General features: G+C 60.4%; 13 protein-coding genes. 6 read left to right on the top strand and 7 right to left on the bottom strand.

Annotation, left to right across the window (positions count from 1 at the left end; translation table 11 throughout):
* Nucleotides 1–1,081 precede the first annotated feature (1,081 nt).
* Both FH08_RS0108145 and FH08_RS0108140 read left to right on the top strand, forming a co-directional pair.
* On the top strand, nucleotides 1,082–2,518 hold the full coding sequence (locus FH08_RS0108145; protein WP_031357861.1) for an APC family permease: 1,437 nt from the start codon (nucleotides 1,082–1,084) through the stop codon (nucleotides 2,516–2,518).
* The gene (locus FH08_RS0108140) at nucleotides 2,519–4,351 is read left to right on the top strand and encodes a bifunctional protein-serine/threonine kinase/phosphatase (RefSeq protein WP_081889390.1); all 1,833 of its coding nucleotides are present in this window, start codon (nucleotides 2,519–2,521) and stop codon (nucleotides 4,349–4,351) included. It begins immediately after the preceding gene.
* Between the two features lie 52 nt (nucleotides 4,352–4,403).
* Here FH08_RS0108140 and FH08_RS0108135 read toward each other — a convergent pair whose 3' ends face one another.
* Together FH08_RS0108135 and FH08_RS0108130 are read right to left on the bottom strand one after the other, a co-directional pair.
* Nucleotides 4,404–5,282, bottom strand: coding sequence for a hypothetical protein (locus FH08_RS0108135; RefSeq protein ID WP_326928937.1), 879 nt, complete (start codon nucleotides 5,280–5,282; stop codon nucleotides 4,404–4,406).
* Between the two features lie 532 nt (nucleotides 5,283–5,814).
* Complete coding sequence (locus FH08_RS0108130) at nucleotides 5,815–6,705, bottom strand: LysR family transcriptional regulator (RefSeq protein ID WP_031357858.1); 891 nt, start codon at nucleotides 6,703–6,705, stop codon at nucleotides 5,815–5,817.
* Between the two features lie 132 nt (nucleotides 6,706–6,837).
* Between FH08_RS0108130 and FH08_RS0108125 the strand changes: the two genes are divergently transcribed.
* The 3 genes from FH08_RS0108125 (at nucleotide 6,838) to FH08_RS0108115 (ending at nucleotide 9,058) form a co-directional block, all read left to right on the top strand.
* Nucleotides 6,838–7,581 carry an SDR family oxidoreductase gene (locus FH08_RS0108125; RefSeq protein WP_031357857.1) on the top strand — a complete coding sequence of 248 codons (744 nt, stop codon included), beginning with the start codon at nucleotides 6,838–6,840 and terminating at the stop codon, nucleotides 7,579–7,581.
* A gap of 44 nt (nucleotides 7,582–7,625) precedes the next feature.
* Entirely contained in the window at nucleotides 7,626–8,519 is an 894-nt protein-coding gene (locus FH08_RS0108120) for an SDR family oxidoreductase (protein WP_031357856.1), read from the top strand.
* A 110-nt stretch (nucleotides 8,520–8,629) separates the two neighbouring features.
* Entirely contained in the window at nucleotides 8,630–9,058 is a 429-nt protein-coding gene (locus FH08_RS0108115) for a hypothetical protein (RefSeq protein WP_235210307.1), read from the top strand.
* Nucleotides 9,059–9,064: 6 nt separating this feature from the next.
* Here the strand turns inward: FH08_RS0108115 and FH08_RS0108110 are convergent, their stop codons facing one another.
* From FH08_RS0108110 to FH08_RS0108095, 4 genes are all read right to left on the bottom strand, one after another.
* Nucleotides 9,065–10,609: a methyl-accepting chemotaxis protein gene (locus FH08_RS0108110; RefSeq protein WP_031357854.1), complete on the bottom strand. Its 1,545-nt coding sequence runs from the start codon at nucleotides 10,607–10,609 to the stop codon at nucleotides 9,065–9,067.
* A gap of 322 nt (nucleotides 10,610–10,931) precedes the next feature.
* Complete coding sequence (locus FH08_RS0108105) at nucleotides 10,932–12,092, bottom strand: GGDEF domain-containing protein (protein WP_031357853.1); 1,161 nt, start codon at nucleotides 12,090–12,092, stop codon at nucleotides 10,932–10,934.
* On the bottom strand, nucleotides 12,052–12,657 hold the full coding sequence (locus FH08_RS0108100) for a hypothetical protein (protein WP_031357852.1): 606 nt from the start codon (nucleotides 12,655–12,657) through the stop codon (nucleotides 12,052–12,054). The genes FH08_RS0108105 and FH08_RS0108100 overlap by 41 nt, the downstream gene beginning before the upstream one ends.
* A 479-nt stretch (nucleotides 12,658–13,136) precedes the next feature.
* A complete protein-coding gene (locus tag FH08_RS0108095; RefSeq protein ID WP_031357851.1) occupies nucleotides 13,137–14,183 on the bottom strand; it encodes a DUF1254 domain-containing protein in 1,047 nt (348 codons plus the stop codon).
* Nucleotides 14,184–14,731: 548 nt separating this feature from the next.
* Between FH08_RS0108095 and FH08_RS0108090 the strand changes: the two genes are divergently transcribed.
* Complete coding sequence (locus FH08_RS0108090) at nucleotides 14,732–15,391, top strand: GNAT family N-acetyltransferase (RefSeq protein WP_160172437.1); 660 nt, start codon at nucleotides 14,732–14,734, stop codon at nucleotides 15,389–15,391.
* Nucleotides 15,392–15,549: 158 nt separating this feature from the next.
* Here FH08_RS0108090 and FH08_RS0108085 read toward each other — a convergent pair whose 3' ends face one another.
* Nucleotides 15,550–16,422, bottom strand: coding sequence for a class I SAM-dependent methyltransferase (locus FH08_RS0108085; RefSeq protein WP_235210306.1), 873 nt, complete (start codon nucleotides 16,420–16,422; stop codon nucleotides 15,550–15,552).
* Between the last annotated feature and the right edge of the window lie 160 nt (nucleotides 16,423–16,582).

Raw genomic sequence — 16,582 nt, 5'->3', positions numbered from 1 at the left:
ATCCGCGCCGCGGCCGAAGTGTTCAGTGGGGTGTGCCGTTTCGAGACAGCAGGCGGGCATGTGTGGCGAAGCGATACAAAAGAACCCGCGGCAACCGTGGCGCCTTCTGTATGAGACCCTTTTGACTGGTCATGGGGAAAGTTGCATTGCTATCAGGTTGCGTAGCGATGAATTGTCGTAGTGCAAAGTAAATGTCTCACCGGCAGAGAATTAGCTTAAGGGTTTTGTCGCGATCATGACATTTTGCAAAAATAATCAGGATGGCTTATCGAAACGGCAGTGTCATCGAGCCCGATCATGGTCTGATTTTCCGTCCTTCGTTTTCCGGGGGACGCCGGCTTGCGGCGCGAGAAAATGCCGTATGACGTGGCAGCCCTTGAAGCGACCATTCGAGATCCGCGTGAATTCGTCTTCGGTGGCTGCGATTTGGCCTTGGCTGACGCTTACAGAACGGCTACAAACAAAGCGCGAACGTGCGCGTCACGATAACGAAGCGCGCGCCACGGAGGGTCAGCCGGTCTTACGAAGCTTGCGTAAAGCGTCGTTGCGCACGCTGGAAGCACTCCAGTTCGATTTTGCATAAGCGTTGCTTTTAATGCTGCTTAACCCCACACCCCGTTCTTGTGCAAAGTCGCACCAACCGCAATGAAGATGTGCACCGCAGTCAAGCCAGCGACCTCTTCAGCCTGAATAACGGCAGCGGTTCGCTGCGCGCAAAGCGTTTATTGTAGGGAACTTTTGATTCCCACTATGAACATGGCACAAACGTTGCCTTGGCTTTCCCGTTGATCGTGACTGGTTTGCTTTTTTGGCCTCAAGGACAGGGAAAGAACCGCAGATCACCGTGAAGAGTCGCATGTGAACGGTTTCACAGGGGGAATCTTTATTGCCCGTCAATAAAATTCCAGTTTCATTGAAGACAAGCTCGAAACGCGCTGCAATCAGGTTCAAAAGCGCGTTGCATGGCTTGATCACATGCGTTGCGTGTAGCTTTTTTAAACCACGATGGATGTTGTTGCAGGGAGCGGCGAGGAACCTGGGCGCATTCAACTTTGATTCACCAATCTGTAAGGAGCCCAACATGAGCACGCAGCAAAGCAGCACGCAAGCGGCGCCGGCATCATCCGGCAGCCTGCGAGCCGGTACTTTAGGTTTTGCCGAGGTGATCGGCCAATCCATCGCGAACGTTTCTCCGACCTTCACGCCGTCGATCAACGTGACGGCGATCGCGGCGCTGGCCGGCGCGGGGACCTGGTTGATTTATGGTCTTTCGACCATCGGCCTGCTGCTGGTGAGCATGAGCATCATCGCGCTCTCGAGCCGGATAGCGTCGGCCGGTTCGTTCTTTATCTATATCTCGCGCGCGCTTGGACCGATGGCTGGAGGCATTGCCGGCTGGGGCTTGATCGCGGCTTACGTGGGCACGGCGATGGGGGTGGGCGCCGCAGGCGTGATGTTCGTGCAGAACGCGTTTTCGGCCTGGGGCATCAATATCCCGTCATGGGCCGTCTATACGGTCTTTATCGGCGTGGCCTGGTTCTTCTCGGCACGTGACGTGAAGCTTTCCTCGCGTTTGTCGCTCGCGATTGAAGCCGCTTCGGTGGTGATCGTTGGCGGTGTGCTGATCTATGTGCTCGCACTGCATCCGGACCATATTGTCGACCATACGCAACTGGGGCTGCAGGGCGTGAGCGGCAAGGGCATGGCACAGGGCATGGTGCTCGGCATCTTCTCGTACGTGGGTTTCGAAAGCGCGGCCTCGCTCGGCCAGGAAACCAAGAACCCGCTGCGCGTGATTCCGCGTGCGGTGGTCTGGAGCGTGATCCTGTCGGGCCTGTTCTTTATGTTCGTGGCCTATTCGATGACGATCGCCTACCACGACGATGCAACCAAGCTCGGCGGCGATTCGGCCGTGCTCAGCACCTTGCTCACGAGCGTTGGCGCCTCGCCGCTGGGTCCGGTGTTTTATCTCATCGCCTCGGTCAGCGCGTTCTCGTGCGTGCTTGCGTGCATCAACTCGTCCAGCCGCCTGCTGTATTCGATGGGCCGCTACCAGTTCGTGCACCGCTCGATGGGTATGGTGCACCGCACGCACCAGACGCCGTACCTGGCCGTTGCGTTTTCCTCGATCGTGACCTTCGTGGTGTGCATTGCGATGCTCGGCACGGGTCCGCTCAACACCTTCGGCTATACCAGCACGTTCGCGACTTTTGGTTTCCTGGTCACGTATTTTCTGGTCGCAATCGCGGCGCCGGTCTACCTGAAGAAGCAGGGCGAGCTCAAGACGATCAACGTGGTGTGGGGCGTGCTCGGCGCACTGGCAATGGTTGGTGCGGTGATCGGCAGCGTGTATCCGGTGCCCGATTATCCGTATAACATCCTGCCGTATCTGTTCGTTGCGTATATGCTGGTTGGCGCAATCTGGTTGATGATGCTCAAGAAGCGCTCGCCGCAGGTGCTCGAGAAGATCGAGCACGATCTGGAAATAAGCGACGTCATGACCCACGGCAAAAAGTAAATGGCTGAACCCTTCTCCCTGGATAGCTTGCCTGCACCGGACACGGTCCGGATGCCAGACGATCCGGAGGGAAGGCCCGCCAGCCGTCGCGGAATGGACTGCCAGGAAATCGACCTGCAGTTGCGGCCGGAGCGCGGCGAGTGCGCTGCTCTCGAGATCGGTTGTGTCTCTTGCCCTGCCCGCGTCCGCGGGCAGGGTCACAACGACGAAGACTACATCAACGAAGACTACGTCGGCGTGATGCTCGGCAATCTGGCGGCGCGCGTCGCGCGTGGCAGTGTGATCGCCCTGGCCGATGGCGTGAGCGGCAGCAAGGGCGGGCGGGTCGCGGCCGAACTCTCGGTGCGGACTTTTATAGATGCCTATTACGGGCTCCCCGACACCTTGCAGCCCGGCGTGGCCGCTGCGCGTGCGCTCGGGGCAATACACGGCTGGCTGCATCAGATCGGCCGCGTCGATCCCGCGCTGAACCAGATGGCTGCGTCCTTTGCGGCGCTGATCGTGCGCCGGGCTACTGCGTATCTGGTGGCGGCCGGCGACGTGCGGCTCTATCTGCTGCGCGATGGTCAACTGACCCAGCTCGGCGACGACGACGTGATTCCGGTCGCATTCGGTTCCTATGTGGCGCATGCGGTCGGCATGCATCCGGCGCTGGTGACTCGCATCGAGACGCTTGAGTTGCGCGAGGGTGATCGCTTGCTGATGTGCTCCGACGGGCTCTATCGCCGCGTGCCAATGCGCGAGCTGCAGAGAGTACTGGCGGCGGGCGGCAGTGCGCTCGACACTGCACGCCGGCTCGGCGCGCTGGCGGTGACACTCGGCTCGCAGGACGACGTGACGAGCGCGGTGCTTGATGTGGGCGACCTGCCTTTGCTTGATGTCGGTTACCTGGAGCGGGTGGTCGGTGCCTTGCCGATTCCGGCGGTGCCCGACGCCGGCAATGTTGTCGATGGCTATCTGCTCAAGAGCGTGTTGAGCGATGGCTTCTATTCGCGGATTTTCGCCGGCTACGATCTGGCCGATCCGAACACGCCGCTGGCGCTCAAGTTTCCCAAGCCGCGTGTCTCGCAGGACGAGAACGTTCGTCAGTCGATCGTGCGCGAGCGCTGGCTGGCCGGCAAGATCGGCGACGAAGGCGTGCTCGCGCCAATGCCGGTCGATGCCGACCGGCAAACCCGGCTCTATGTGGTGATGCCGCTCGGCGCAGGCGTCACGCTCGAAAAACTGCTTGCGGCACCTCAGCCCATCGCGTTGCCGCGTGCGCTCGAGATTGCGCGGCAACTGGGTCATTCGATCGGCGCGCTGAATCGCCGCAATATCTTCCATCGCGATATCAAACCCGAGAACGTTTTGGTGATGCAGGGCGATAACACGCGCCTGCTCGATCTCGGTTTCGGCTATATGCCAGGCATGCAGTTGCCGGACGCCGGCACCGCACCGGGCTCGCCCGCTTATATGGCGCCTGAGTTGATGAAAGGCGAGCAAGGTGATGCTCGCTCCGAGGTGTTCGCGTATGGCGTGACCCTGTACCGGCTGTTCAGCGGCGGCAAGCTGCCTTACGGATTTAATGGCCGCGTGCCACTGTATCAATATCGACCGGACGCGCCGCAATGGCTCGACTTGGTGCTGGAGAAAGCGTTGCAACCCGATCCGGCGCGCAGGTATCAGGACGTGGTTGAAGTTTGCGCTGATCTCGATCGTTTTTCGAAGGGTCGAGACGCGATGGCGCCGGCTCGGCGCAGGCCCTTGCTCGAGAGCGATCCGGTGCTGTTCTGGCAGTTGGTCGCGGTGCTATTGCTGGCGTTGCTGCTGTGGGCGCTGATGCGCCATTGAGCGGGGCGGGTGGGCCACGCCGTGCTGGTGCGCGCCGTGGCCCCGAACCGGCTTACTGCTTCGTCAGTTGACCGAAGGCGATCACCGAGTTGTCGGCTGCCTTGACCAGATAGACAATCGTCCGCTGGTACAACGTCGTGCTGCCGGAAACGGGCAGGAACGTAATCGCTGCGCTACCCGTGTAGGTCACCCCTGAACGCAACGTGCAGGAGCTCGTCGTGCCGCTCACGGTCATCGTGTAAAGGTTCTTGTTCGAGCCCGCCGTGGCCAGCGCCAACGTGCCGGCGACACCGCAGCCGAGGAACGAGCCAGTGAAGCCGCCCGCAGTGTCGACTGTCATGGTCGTCACGCTTTGTGTCCACGTACCCGCGACGCTCGATTGGCTGACCGCAAGCGCATTCGCCGGGTCGTAGTTCAAGGACAGGTTCACGGTGCTGTTGTTGGCCACGAAGCTGCCAGTCAAGGTCTGGTTCGCCGTGAACGTTCCGCTTCCCGAGGTAGCCGGGTAGCGCACATTGCCCAAAGTCTGAAAGCCGCTTGTCAAGGTCCAGTTCGGCGCAGCGGTCGTTGCCGCCCCGAAGAACATGGAGGTGACGACGGAAAACAAACCGCTTGCGTAAGAGATGTTGTTCGCCGGGTCCACAATGGCCGTCAGGCGGGACGTGGACGATTGTTGCGTCCAGATACCTTCAAAACCATTGCCTGTGGCAGCAGTCGAGCCACTCTGCGGGGCGCTCAGGCTAGGAAGTGCTTCGCCCGTCACGGCGGGCGTTGACGCGGCCGCAGGCGCCGACGCGGCCACCGGTGCGCTGGCTGAAGAGGCCGGTGCCGCCGCTTGTGCGTCCGACGTGCTGCCGCCCCCGCCTCCGCCGCACGCGGCGAGCGCAAACGAACCCAACATGGAAATGATCAAAGGCAATCTTGTTTTCATGTGCATTATTTTTTTAATGCGGAATCTGGATTCCGCAATGGTTGATTGGATTTGGATACTCCGTGCGCGGGATTACGCAAACTTGTAAACGGCGGTAAGACAAAAATCTTTAGGTGCTTACTAAAGAAACGTCTTTAAATGCCGGCGGAGTTTTGGCGGAGTGGAAAACGTCCGACGGAAGGGCTGCGTTTGCAGCCGTTTATTGCTGTCGGGAAATGCTGATCGGCAGTTTGCGCGGGTGCGATCGACTCGTAAGCCGGGTATCGTGACCCGCTGGTAATTGGTTTGATACTCGCGAGTCCGGCACTCCAGACTTAAGATCAATTACCAGAGCGCATTGGGGTTCATGTCAGGCTGGTCGCTAGATCGTCTTTCTTTACGGCAACCTGCTGAAGGGAGGTTACTAATTGGGCGAACGATAAAAGTGCCGCGCAATCGTTGTCGGATGGCTTATATCGACTAATTTCGAACGATTCGTGAATATTCGGCTTCTTCGACTCCGGCGAAATTGAACGCCAAACTTAATCCTCCCTCATGCCGCCGCTTCAAAAATCCCCCGAACCCATTGAGCGAAGACTCGAACCCTCGCCGATAACTGGCGGTTCTGCGGATACAAAACCGAAACCGGCATAGGGGGCGGCGGAAACTCATCAAGCACGACCTTCAGTTTCCCCGCCGATAATTCTCCCATTACCCGATACCGCGGCACCTGCACCAGCCCCAATCCCGCCACCGCGGACCCCGTGTACAAATCCGCGCCAGTGACCGACACCACGGCGGCAAGCTGGACCTCGACCACGCGGCCATCGACGGTAAATTCCATCGGCAAGACCCGCCCCGATCCGCTCGACAGATAGTTCACCGCCCGATGCGCGCCGAGCGCCTCGAGCGTCTCCGGCTCCCCAAATTGTTCCAGATAGGCGGGACTGGCCACCGTGACCTGCTCCATCAGCGCGACGCGGCGTCCGACCATCGACGAATCCTGGAGCGTCCCCGCCCGCAGCACGCAGTCGATGCCCTCGCGCACCAGATCCACCAGCCGGTCGTCCTCGCCAATCTGCAACTCGATGTCCGGATACTGCGCGATGAACTCAGGCAGCGTCGGCACCACGAAATGCCGGGCAAGCGTCCCTTGCAAATTCACACGCAGCAGGCCCTTCGGCGCGACATTGCGGAACGATCCCTCCGCTTCCTCCATGTCCGCGACCAGCCGCACGCAGCGCCGGTAGAACGCCTCGCCGTCGTGCGTGAGCCGCACCGTGCGCGTGGTGCGCTCGAGCAGCCGCGTCCCGAGCCGCTCCTCCATGCGCTTCAGCAAGTTGGTGACCGTGGCGCGCGGAATCTGCAAGTCGTCGGCGGCCTGCGTAAAGCTGCTGCGCTCGGCGATACGGATAAACACCTGCATTTCCTGGAACCGGTCCATGGGCGACTCGCGAGCGGTGAGGGTGCGATTGTTAAAGTAAATGGAACGATATTAACAAATCGCGGGTAATTATCAATCGATGTGAATGATCAATACTTTATTCCACGCACTCACCACCCAAAGGAGCGAATCATGAACGCAGTCAAGAACACCCAGGTCGCCATTGTCACGGGCGCATCGCGCGGTATTGGCGCAGCAGTGGCGCGGCGTCTCGCCAACGACGGTTTTGCGGTCGTCATCAACTACGCAACGAGTTCGAAGGAAGCCGATGCGCTCGTTGCGGAACTCGCCGCGCAGGGCGCGAAAGCCATCGCGATCAAAGCCGACGTAGCGAACGCCGACGAAGTCCGCGCCCTGTTCGAAGCGACCGAACAGCAACTTGGCAAGATCGACGTGCTGGTGAATAACGCCGGCGTGCTGAAGACGGTCCCGCTTGCCGATACCTCCGACGCGCTCTACGACCAGACCTTCGGCATCAATGTTCGCGGCACCTTCAACACGCTGCGCGAAGCGGCGGCGCGAATGAACGAGGGTGGCCGCATCATCAATTTTTCGAGCACGACGCTTGCCCTGAACATGCCGGGCTACGCCGTCTACAACGCGACGAAAGCCGCCGTGGAAGCGTTCACGCATGTGTTCGCGAAGGAACTGCGCGGCCGCAACATCACGGTGAACGCGGTTGCTCCCGGTCCGATCGCGACCTCGCTTTTCCTCGATGGCAAGACCGAAGAACAGATCCAGGCCTTCGCCAAGATGCCGCCGCTGCAACGCCTCGGCCAGCCCGAAGATATCGCATCGGTCGTGTCGTTCCTCGCCGGTCCCGATGCGGGTTGGGTCAACGGCCAGATCCTGCGCGCCAATGGCGGTATCGCTTAAGACATCAAGAATATTAGCTTAGCTAAACGTTTAGGAGAATCAACGTGAAATCAGTCATTTTGGTAACGGGCGCAGGCACGGGCATCGGCAAGTTGAGCGCGTTGGCGCTGGCCGAAGCGGGGCACGTTGTGTATGCAACCATGCGCGATGTGGAAGGCCGCAATCGCAGTCGTGCCGATGAATTGCGCGCTATATCGGCGCAGAAGGGCATCGCGTTGATTCCGCTGGAACTCGATGTCCTCTCGCAGGATTCCGCCGATGCCGCTGCCGCGACCATCGTCCGCGAGCAGGGCAGGATTGACGTGGTGATGCAGAACGCGGGGCATCTGGTGGTCGGTCCGTCGGAAGCGTTCACGCCGGAAGAAATGATGAAGGTCTTCGACACCAATCTGTTCGGCGCGCAGCGTGTCAACCGAGCGGTGTTGCCGTATATGCGCAAGCATGAATCCGGGCTGGTCCTGTGGATCAGCAGTACGACGACCAAGGGTGGTTTCCCCCCGTTCATGGGGCCTTATGGCGCGGCCAAGGCGGCGATGGATTCGCTCGCCGTCACATTGGCTTATGAACTGGCGCGCTTTGGCGTGGAGACATCCATCGTCGTGCCCGGCGCATTCACCAGCGGCACTGACCACTTCCCGAGCGCGGGCAAACCGGCCGACTCGGCGAGGGCTGTGGCCTATGCCCGATACGACGGCGTGATGGACCAGATCGGCGAGCGTTTGACCGCGCTCACGCCGGCTGACGCCGATCCCAAGGCGGTCGCGGATGAAGTCGTGCGCATTGTCGGGCTGGCGAAGGGTACGAGGCCGATGCGCTCAGTGATCGATTTTGTCGGCGATGGCGCGGCGCAGGTGCTGGAGGTGTCCGAGCGGGTGCGGATTGAATTCGCGAAGCGCATCGGCATGGGCGATCTGCTTGAAGCAAAGGTGTCACGATGATAAGCGTGACGAGGGCCGGGTGTATCGTTCGCGGTGCTTGGCTCGGCCTTCTTATGCTGAGCGCTGCGTGCGGTCAGCAGGGTTACGCGCAGCAAGAGGAGGGCAAGACCATGAAAGCATCGACGACGTATTTATATCTGCTCAGGAAGACGCCGTTTTTTACCGGGCTTGATACAGAGCAGTTGCGCTGGACCATCAGTCACTCGCGCGAGTGGGAAGCGCAGGCGGGCACGGTGGTCGCGAGTTGTTCAGCGGCGGATAAGAGCGATGATTTCTGGATCCTGCTCGATGGCCGCTGGCAAGTGGAGCACGATGGCCATACCTACCCGGCCGGTCATGCCGATGCGGGCAAGTGGTTTAGCGCATCGGAGGCGCCGGGGAGTTGCCGGTTGGTCACGACTGAGCACAGCTACGTGATGAAGATCACGCGCGCCGATATGAACGACATGCTCAGCCGTGGGTTCGCATTTGAATCGCACATGCGCCAGGGGAGTGCGTACTACTCGAAGGTGTTTGCGGCGATTCCCGCAGGGAAATGAAACCCCCTAAACCCGAAACACCGCCACCGCGACATCCAGCTTCTCCGCTTGCTGTTCAAGCGATGCCGCAGCCGCAGCCGCTTCCTCCACCAGCGCCGCATTCTGCTGTGTCACCTCATCCATCTGCGCGACCGCGCGGTTGATCTGTTCAATACCACCGGTCTGCTCGTTCGATGCCGCGCTGATCGCGCTGATGATGTCCGACACCCGCTTCACGGCCGCGACCACTTCGCTCATGGTCTGGCCCGCTTGTCCCGCCAACACGTTGCCGGCCTGCACCTTGCCCGCCGATGCATTGATCAACTCCTTGATCTCTTTCGCGGCCCCGGCGCTGCGCTGCGCGAGGTTGCGCACTTCGCCCGCAACCACCGCAAAACCACGCCCTTGCTCACCCGCACGCGCGGCTTCCACAGCCGCGTTCAGCGCGAGAATATTCGTCTGGAACGCAATCCCCTCGATCACGCCGATGATGTCCGCAATCCGCGTGGAACTCGTCGCGATGTCGTCCATCGTATGCACGACCTTGCCCACGACCGTGCCGCCACGCACAGCGGTTGCCGATGCATCGACAGCCAGCTCGCTCGCTTGCCGCGCGTTGTCGGCGTTCTGGCGGACAGTGGCCGTCAACTGCTCCATGCTCGACGCTGTTTGCTGCAATGAAGCCGCCTGTTCTTCCGTGCGTTGCGACAAATCGATGTTGCCCGCCGCAATCTCACGCGCACCGTGCGAGATTGCGCCCGTGCCGCCGCGAACCTGCTGCACCGTCCCCACAAGTCCCTGCTGCATCTTGCCGAGCGCTGCAAACAAGCGGCCCATTTCGTTGTCGCGCGAGGCATCGATGCTTGCCGTCAGATCGCCCGCGGCAATCTGTTCGAAGTGATGAATCGCCGATTCGATCGGCTTCATCACCGCTGCGCTCAACGCCGCCCGCGCGATGAACCCCAGCACCAGCGCCAACGCCGCAACGACCGCGGCCGCTGTCGCCATGGTGTGGAACTGAGCCTGTGCCTGCGCATAACGGTCTTGCTGATGCGCAATCTGGAACGCTTCCACCGCGGACATCGCGTGATCGTAGGTGGCGTATAAACTGTCCGCCGTCTGAACCTGGAGCGTGCGGAACGTGGTGAAGTCGTTCTGCGCGAGCGCATCGAATTCAAGGTTGAGCGCCTTCGCAATCAACGCGTCGCGCGCGGCCTTGGCGGCTTGCACGAGCGGCTCTTCCTGCGGGTCACGCGGTTTGGCGAGGTACGCATCGAACTCGGTATCGCTCGCTTTCAGCGTCTTGCGCGCGTTGGGCAGCAGGTCGTCGCCCGCCTTGCCGAGCATGAACAGCGTCTCGAAGCTGCCGAGCGCAAGGCGCACTTGCAGCAGCCGCTGCGAACTCGTCTTGAGATGCGTAATGGCCACGGTGTCCGTGGCGACCATCTGCTCCAGCGCCTGGTTGCTCTGGCGCAGGCACAAAGCGGCTGCAAGCAGCACCGCCACGAGCGCGAGCGTGTAGCCGGCGATGGTAATCGTGAGTCCGCGGCGAATCGTAAAGTTCTTGAGCATGGTCTTGATCGCGGGCGAACACAGCACGCGTGGTTTTCCTCGGTTGGATCTTTGGCCGGTAATCGTTTAGTTTTCTTGAATAAACAGTGGACGATGCCGGTCGCGGCTAAGGCAAGCCAAGCTGATCACCAGGACCGCGACAGGGCTCGTTACGCGATTCTCATGCAGCCCGCGCGATAGCGACATCGGGAAATGTGCGCCTTCAGATTCCGCGTGTTCGTGCCGATAAGCGGGGGATGCTGCGCACAAAACGGTGGAAAGGGGCTCGATCGCGTTGCTCAATTTCCGGTTGCCGGCGAGACCAGCATCAACACGATCCTGCTCAGCTCACCTGTGTCGCGAACGCATAACCGTTTTTGCCATTGCGCTTCACCTGGTACATGGTTTCGTCGGCGGCGGTGACGAGCTGATGGAAGTCCCTGACGGGATTGGGAAAGCTCGCTATGCCGATGCTGGCGCTGACAAATCCAATCCCCATCTGCTCGTCGGTCTGGAGCACGCAGTCAATCAGGCGCTGTGCAATCGCCTCTAATTCAGCGGTAGTTGAAAACTCGCGGACCAGTACAACGAACTCGTCGCCGCCAAAGCGGGCGACCACATCTACCAGACGCACGGTCTTGCGAAAGCGCTTTGAAACGGCAACCAGGAATTCATCGCCGATGCGATGGCCGAGCGAGTCGTTGACCTGTTTGAACCCGTCCAGGTCGATGTAGATCACGGCAATTTTTTGGGGCGTCGGATTGCCCGATGATCTCGCTGCCGTTTCCGCCAGCGTGGCGAACAATTTCCGTCGATTGGGCAGGCCGGTCATCGCGTCGTGCAGCGCCGCATGCTCGAACTTGTGCGACTCGCCCGCCAATTGGCGCGTGCGCTTTGCATACATGCCCAAAGCGGTGATCAGCGCGCCGAATACACACGCCGACAACACGATCAGCATGCTCGCCACACGCGCAATGCGCGTGCGCGCGTCGGCGCTGTCATTGTTGCGCTGCGCTCGCCAGTACACGGATTCCACGGCGAGCAGCGCGTCGGTATCGTCGAGATTGGCGTCGGGCGACAGGGCAGATTGAGGGATGCGCGGCGCCGCTGACGGGCTGGCGTTCACCAGCGCAGCGAGCGACGCAAGGCGGGCAGCGAGGTCATTTCGTGCCCGCCGATAATCGTCCGATGGTTCCGGTTGTTCCGGTTGTCCTGATCTCGCGATGTTGTTGTCGGATTGTCGTTGCCAGACGCGGACCAGATTGCGGGCGCTTTCCGTCCGTTCGATCCCTTCGAGAACCAGCCCGCTGTATTCCTGCTTCAGTTGGTCCGAGAAGATTGTCCGGATTTGTAATGCAAGGAACAGCAGGCCTATCAGCAGGCAGAGGAAGGAAACGAAGGCGATCGTAGCCGGACCTGGCCCGGAGCGCATCGGCAGGGCAGGTTTGCAGGCGCGCTGCCGCTCACGGATGGGCGTAGATATCTCGCTGGCTTTCGGTGCCATGCTGTCGGTAGCTTACGCGATGAAAAAATGAACCCATGCGGGTGAACACGTTGCCATTGGACTTGACGCGCGACACCGGACGGCGGTGTTCCACGCTTGCAGAACAATTTGCTCGCAGAGGGCGGGTGACGGCCAACTTGGGCGCGGCCGAATCAGAAGGCTCTGCGTGGCGATCGAACTGAGTGGAAGGCACGGGCGCGCTCAGATCGGCGCTGGCGATGGTGACCAGACGGGGAGGAGGGGCCAGGGGCGCCGCGACGTCACCGGACGCAACCGTCGGTTGCACGGCTGGAATGGGTGCTGGCGCCGGTACTGCGCCGAGCCAGAGCGTCTGCCGCGCATGTTCCATTGCTTCGGCGTAGGCGTGTTGATCCTGGTTGAACCAGACACCGTACGCGACCGTACCCATGATTCCGACTGTCAGTGCGCTTGCCGAGGCTATCCAAAGCGCAAGCCGGCCGAATCTCACGGGCGTTTGTGCAAACGCAGGGTCGCCGTCGGCGTCAAGATTGAGGTCGGCATCGGTTCCGTCAGTCTCCGATGGCAACTCAGGAGGTTTGGACATGACAACATTCTCCGGTCATTTCGTCTGATATTTCAACGAAATTAATTCATACGATTATGCGAAATATGGGGGTGCGAGGCTGCTAAAAGAATGTACCCCCAACGCGTGGAGGTAACCTGAACATTCAGCAGTTAATGTGCCCGCGCCGTGCAAAAAGAGGCCATGTACTCAGCCTTCCGGTTTTTGAATCGAGGCGAGATTTCATGCGTCGAGGGGCGGAGCGGCGCGGGCCGGCATCGACCTGAAGCGTGATCCGATTGCCGCGTGAGTGCGGGCTTACGGCAGCCCGACGTGAAAGCGGGGCGCAGTGCGATGCGAATTTGAATGGACTTCAGACAGCCTGGTGCTGAAAATAGTAGGAATCCGTACTAATAGCTCATCATTCTTCAGGCGATAGACCAGGCCTGCAAGGCAGCGAGATCGGCACCCGGTTAGATGAGCTCGCCTCGCCACCCTATGAAAGGCACCGGCCGCTTGATCTAACTGGCCGGTTGCGCTTCGGGGAAGTGCCAGTTGCCGTTCAATACCTCGGGCCGGGGACGGTAGAGGCGAACCATGTAGTTCCATCCCGGCGTGATCGGCAAGCAGTTGGTTGTTTTTCCATCGCAGCCGCCGAACTGGATTTCGATTGTCCCGTCAGCGCCTTTCTTTGCGGTGACGTTGTTGAGCGAATAGGCTCCGGCCGCATTGGGCTCGTAATAGCCCTTGGCGTCGTACACGCTGACCGACCAGAATCCGTCGACGGGCACGTCTTTGGCGCTGAGCTTGTAGATAGTTTTTCCGTCGTTCCTGGCCGGCGTGAAGTTGAGATAGGTTGCATCCTTGTCGGGATTGCCGCCCCAGGCTGCCGCCGCGCCCACCAGCCGGCGCACGGGGTCGACTTCGTCCTTGGTGCCGAACGCGCCCTTGAAGTCCGGGATTGTCGAAGCCAGGATCAGAAGGGCACCACGTACCTTCTTTTGGCTTGCCGCATCCCAGTTGGGCGTTTCAAGCTTGCCGGGGCCTGCCTGGCTGACCTGGACGCTGTCCTGCAGCACGTGGACTTGCTTGATATCGTCCGGGCTGCCCGGGTCAACCAGGGTGCGTACGGCGACGACCGTGTAACGCGTGCCGACACTCTCCCGCGTCAGGATATGCGTGCCCGCGCCGTAGAACACGTTCGGAGTGTAGTGATCCTCGTTGATGACCTGCATCGCCATGAAGCGCTTGCCCGGATCCGGCAGGGTGATTGTCACTGGCCCAGCGTCGAGGTCGAAGACGCCGGACGAATAGAGCGTGTCGCGATTAAGCCGGATGACAGTCTGGTGAGCAATCGATGCCGGCTCTCTCCGATGCAGGAATTTGCCCAGGCCTCCCTGCTTGGCCAAGGCGTTGACGTACAGGTCGGACTCGGCACGAACGAAGTTGTCGACAGTGACGGGAACAACCGTGCCGGCGGGGGGCGCAGTGGCGTTTTGCGCATGGACAGCGCCAAGCATGGCAATAGCAGTCCCGATGACGCAGGTGGCAGTCAGTATTCGTTTCACGGGTCATCTCTGTCGGTTGTGGGCGCGGGCTGTCCATGGTTTGTCAAAGCGTCCACCAGGTCGGTCCTGTACCGGACCGATATCAGAAACGTCAACCGAGCGCAATCAACGCGATCTGTCGACTGCGACGGCTATTCGAGGCAGCATTGATTTGTTCGAACTGCATTTGCAAGGGGAGGGTGTGTGAGCGGTTCAATAGAACCATTAACTCATCGCGTCGGAAGACTCCTCCGGGTTGACCTTTTCCTGACATGGCCGGCTCAGTTCGATCCACTGCGGCCGAAAGAGTCTTCGTCGAACGACGGCTTCAATGATGCTAGATTCTCGTTTCACACCAAGATGAGCATCCGCTATCCATGATTCTTACCGGACCCGAGATCAGCTACGCTCTGGAACATGCCGAGGCCAGCCACTTACGCCGGCAGGTCGAAACTTATTGCCAACTTACTCATCGAGAATCGGCTCGCGCCATTGCCGTGAGCGGTGGAATAGCCGCCGTGACAGAAACGGTCTTTGGCCGGAAGCTAAACCATGTCACAGGACTTGGCATGGGCGCGCCTGTGGGTGAGCAGGCAGTGGAAGAGCTCGAACGAGCTTATGCCGCGCTGGACCTGGACGTTGAGATTGACCTGTGCCCACACGCCGATAGCACTGCGCTCGCGGTACTGGCAGAACGTGGTTATGGGGTGCGCGCATTCAGCAACACCTATGTTCGACGGCTTGCCGATTCGGATGCAGACGCGGTGCTACCTGACTCCATTGAGATTGTTGAAGAGAGAAGCCAGGTCGAAGACGTGTTCGTGTCGCACTCGATCGCGGGCTTCGCGGTACAAGCGGTACCTCGCCCAGCCATTTTGCTCAACACGCTTGCACGCATCGCGGTTGCGCGGGCTGACACTGTTTTATTCATGGCAAGGCGGGACGGGGAAATTGCGGGAACCGCGGGCATGAGCGTAATCGATACCCCGGCAGGCCCGATCGCGCATCTGTACATTGCGAGTACGCTCCCGGCGTATCGCGGTCGAGGCGTCCAACTCGCGTTACTTCGCGCGAGGTTGTCGGCGGCAAGACGTGCGGGATGCATCATGGCGAGCGTGACCGCGCGGCCGGCAAACACCAGTGCCCGGAATACGGAGCGAGCGGGTTTTAGCCTCGCTTATACCAAATCGACATTGGTTAAAAGGCGCCGGAATAGAGCAATCGGGTGATGCCGGTCGAATATCCGTTCGTGTCAGCGGCCCGCTGGTTTTGAGACCCGCGCAGTTACGCGGTGAGCATGTGCTGCGTGATGCCCGGGAACGTCCGCTTGAGGTCGCCAAAAGATCCCTGAAGAGGCCGGCGGCTGCGCAATGCAGCGGGATGTGCCTCACATTCGCGCGCACATGAGTCGACCGCTCGTGCGCAATCCGTCCTTGCGACGATGCAGGTAGCGCCGGTTCAATTCATCGGGCTCGAAGGTCGCGGCCTCGCTGAAACCAAGACTGAGGACTTGCTGGCGTAACAAGGCGGGATCGAATGCGGAGACCCACGGCTCGCCCACAGCAGCGGCGCGCTGCCCCATGACCTCGCCAATGACCCGCTGGATGGGATCGAGCATTGAAGGGGGCACCCGGTAGTCGAAGCTGATCGAGCTGCATTTGGGCAGGCCTGCGACGAAGCTTAGCGACGCCATGATCGCCTCCTCGGTCAAATACATGGTCACGCCCAACCACGAAAAGCATGCCGGGATGTCCGTTCGAAAGCCTGCTCCCTCTAACCCTTGCGCTAGTGTTGCATGCTCGAAATCGACGGGAGCGAAGCTCAGGTTTTCTGGCAGAGCAATACCGGCATCCCTCAGGCAACACTGCTTCCACTGCTGCGTAGAAGGATGGTCAACTTCGAAGACACGAAGGCACATGGCCTCATGCGGGTTGCGGTAGGCAAAGGTGTCCAGGCCTGCGCCAAGGACAACATATTGCCGTACGCCGCTCGCGACTGCGCGAGCCAATTCATCTTCTGCAAATCGGCTGCGAACGACCAGGGTCCCGCGCAGACCGCGCAACATTGGATCGTTGTAGAGGAATGGATCCTCGCGCAGTTTCGCCTCGATTTCCCGTCCGAGGATTGGCAGGGCGACCGGATCGTCCAGCAAGATGGGTTCGTCAAGCAACTGATGCACCGCCCGAAGCATGGCCACCCGTGAAGCGGTGCGGCTGGGTTCGCCAGTCCGGACTATGTTCTCGTGCGAAATTGCCATCATGTTCCTCCGTGCCTGGAAGGTTGAACAGGCTGGATTGATTCGGACTGGCCAGCGCTTGCCGGCGTGACGTCGCTGATCTATGCGACGTTGCGGCGAGACAGGACCTGCATCCAGGCGACTGGAGACGGTGATTGCCAAGTCGCCGATGGCTCCCCAAGTT

The sequence above is a fragment of the Caballeronia sordidicola genome, from assembly GCF_000729995.1.
Lineage (GTDB): Bacteria > Pseudomonadota > Gammaproteobacteria > Burkholderiales > Burkholderiaceae > Caballeronia > Caballeronia sordidicola_A.
This window is presented reverse-complemented; position numbering and strand designations above follow the sequence as displayed.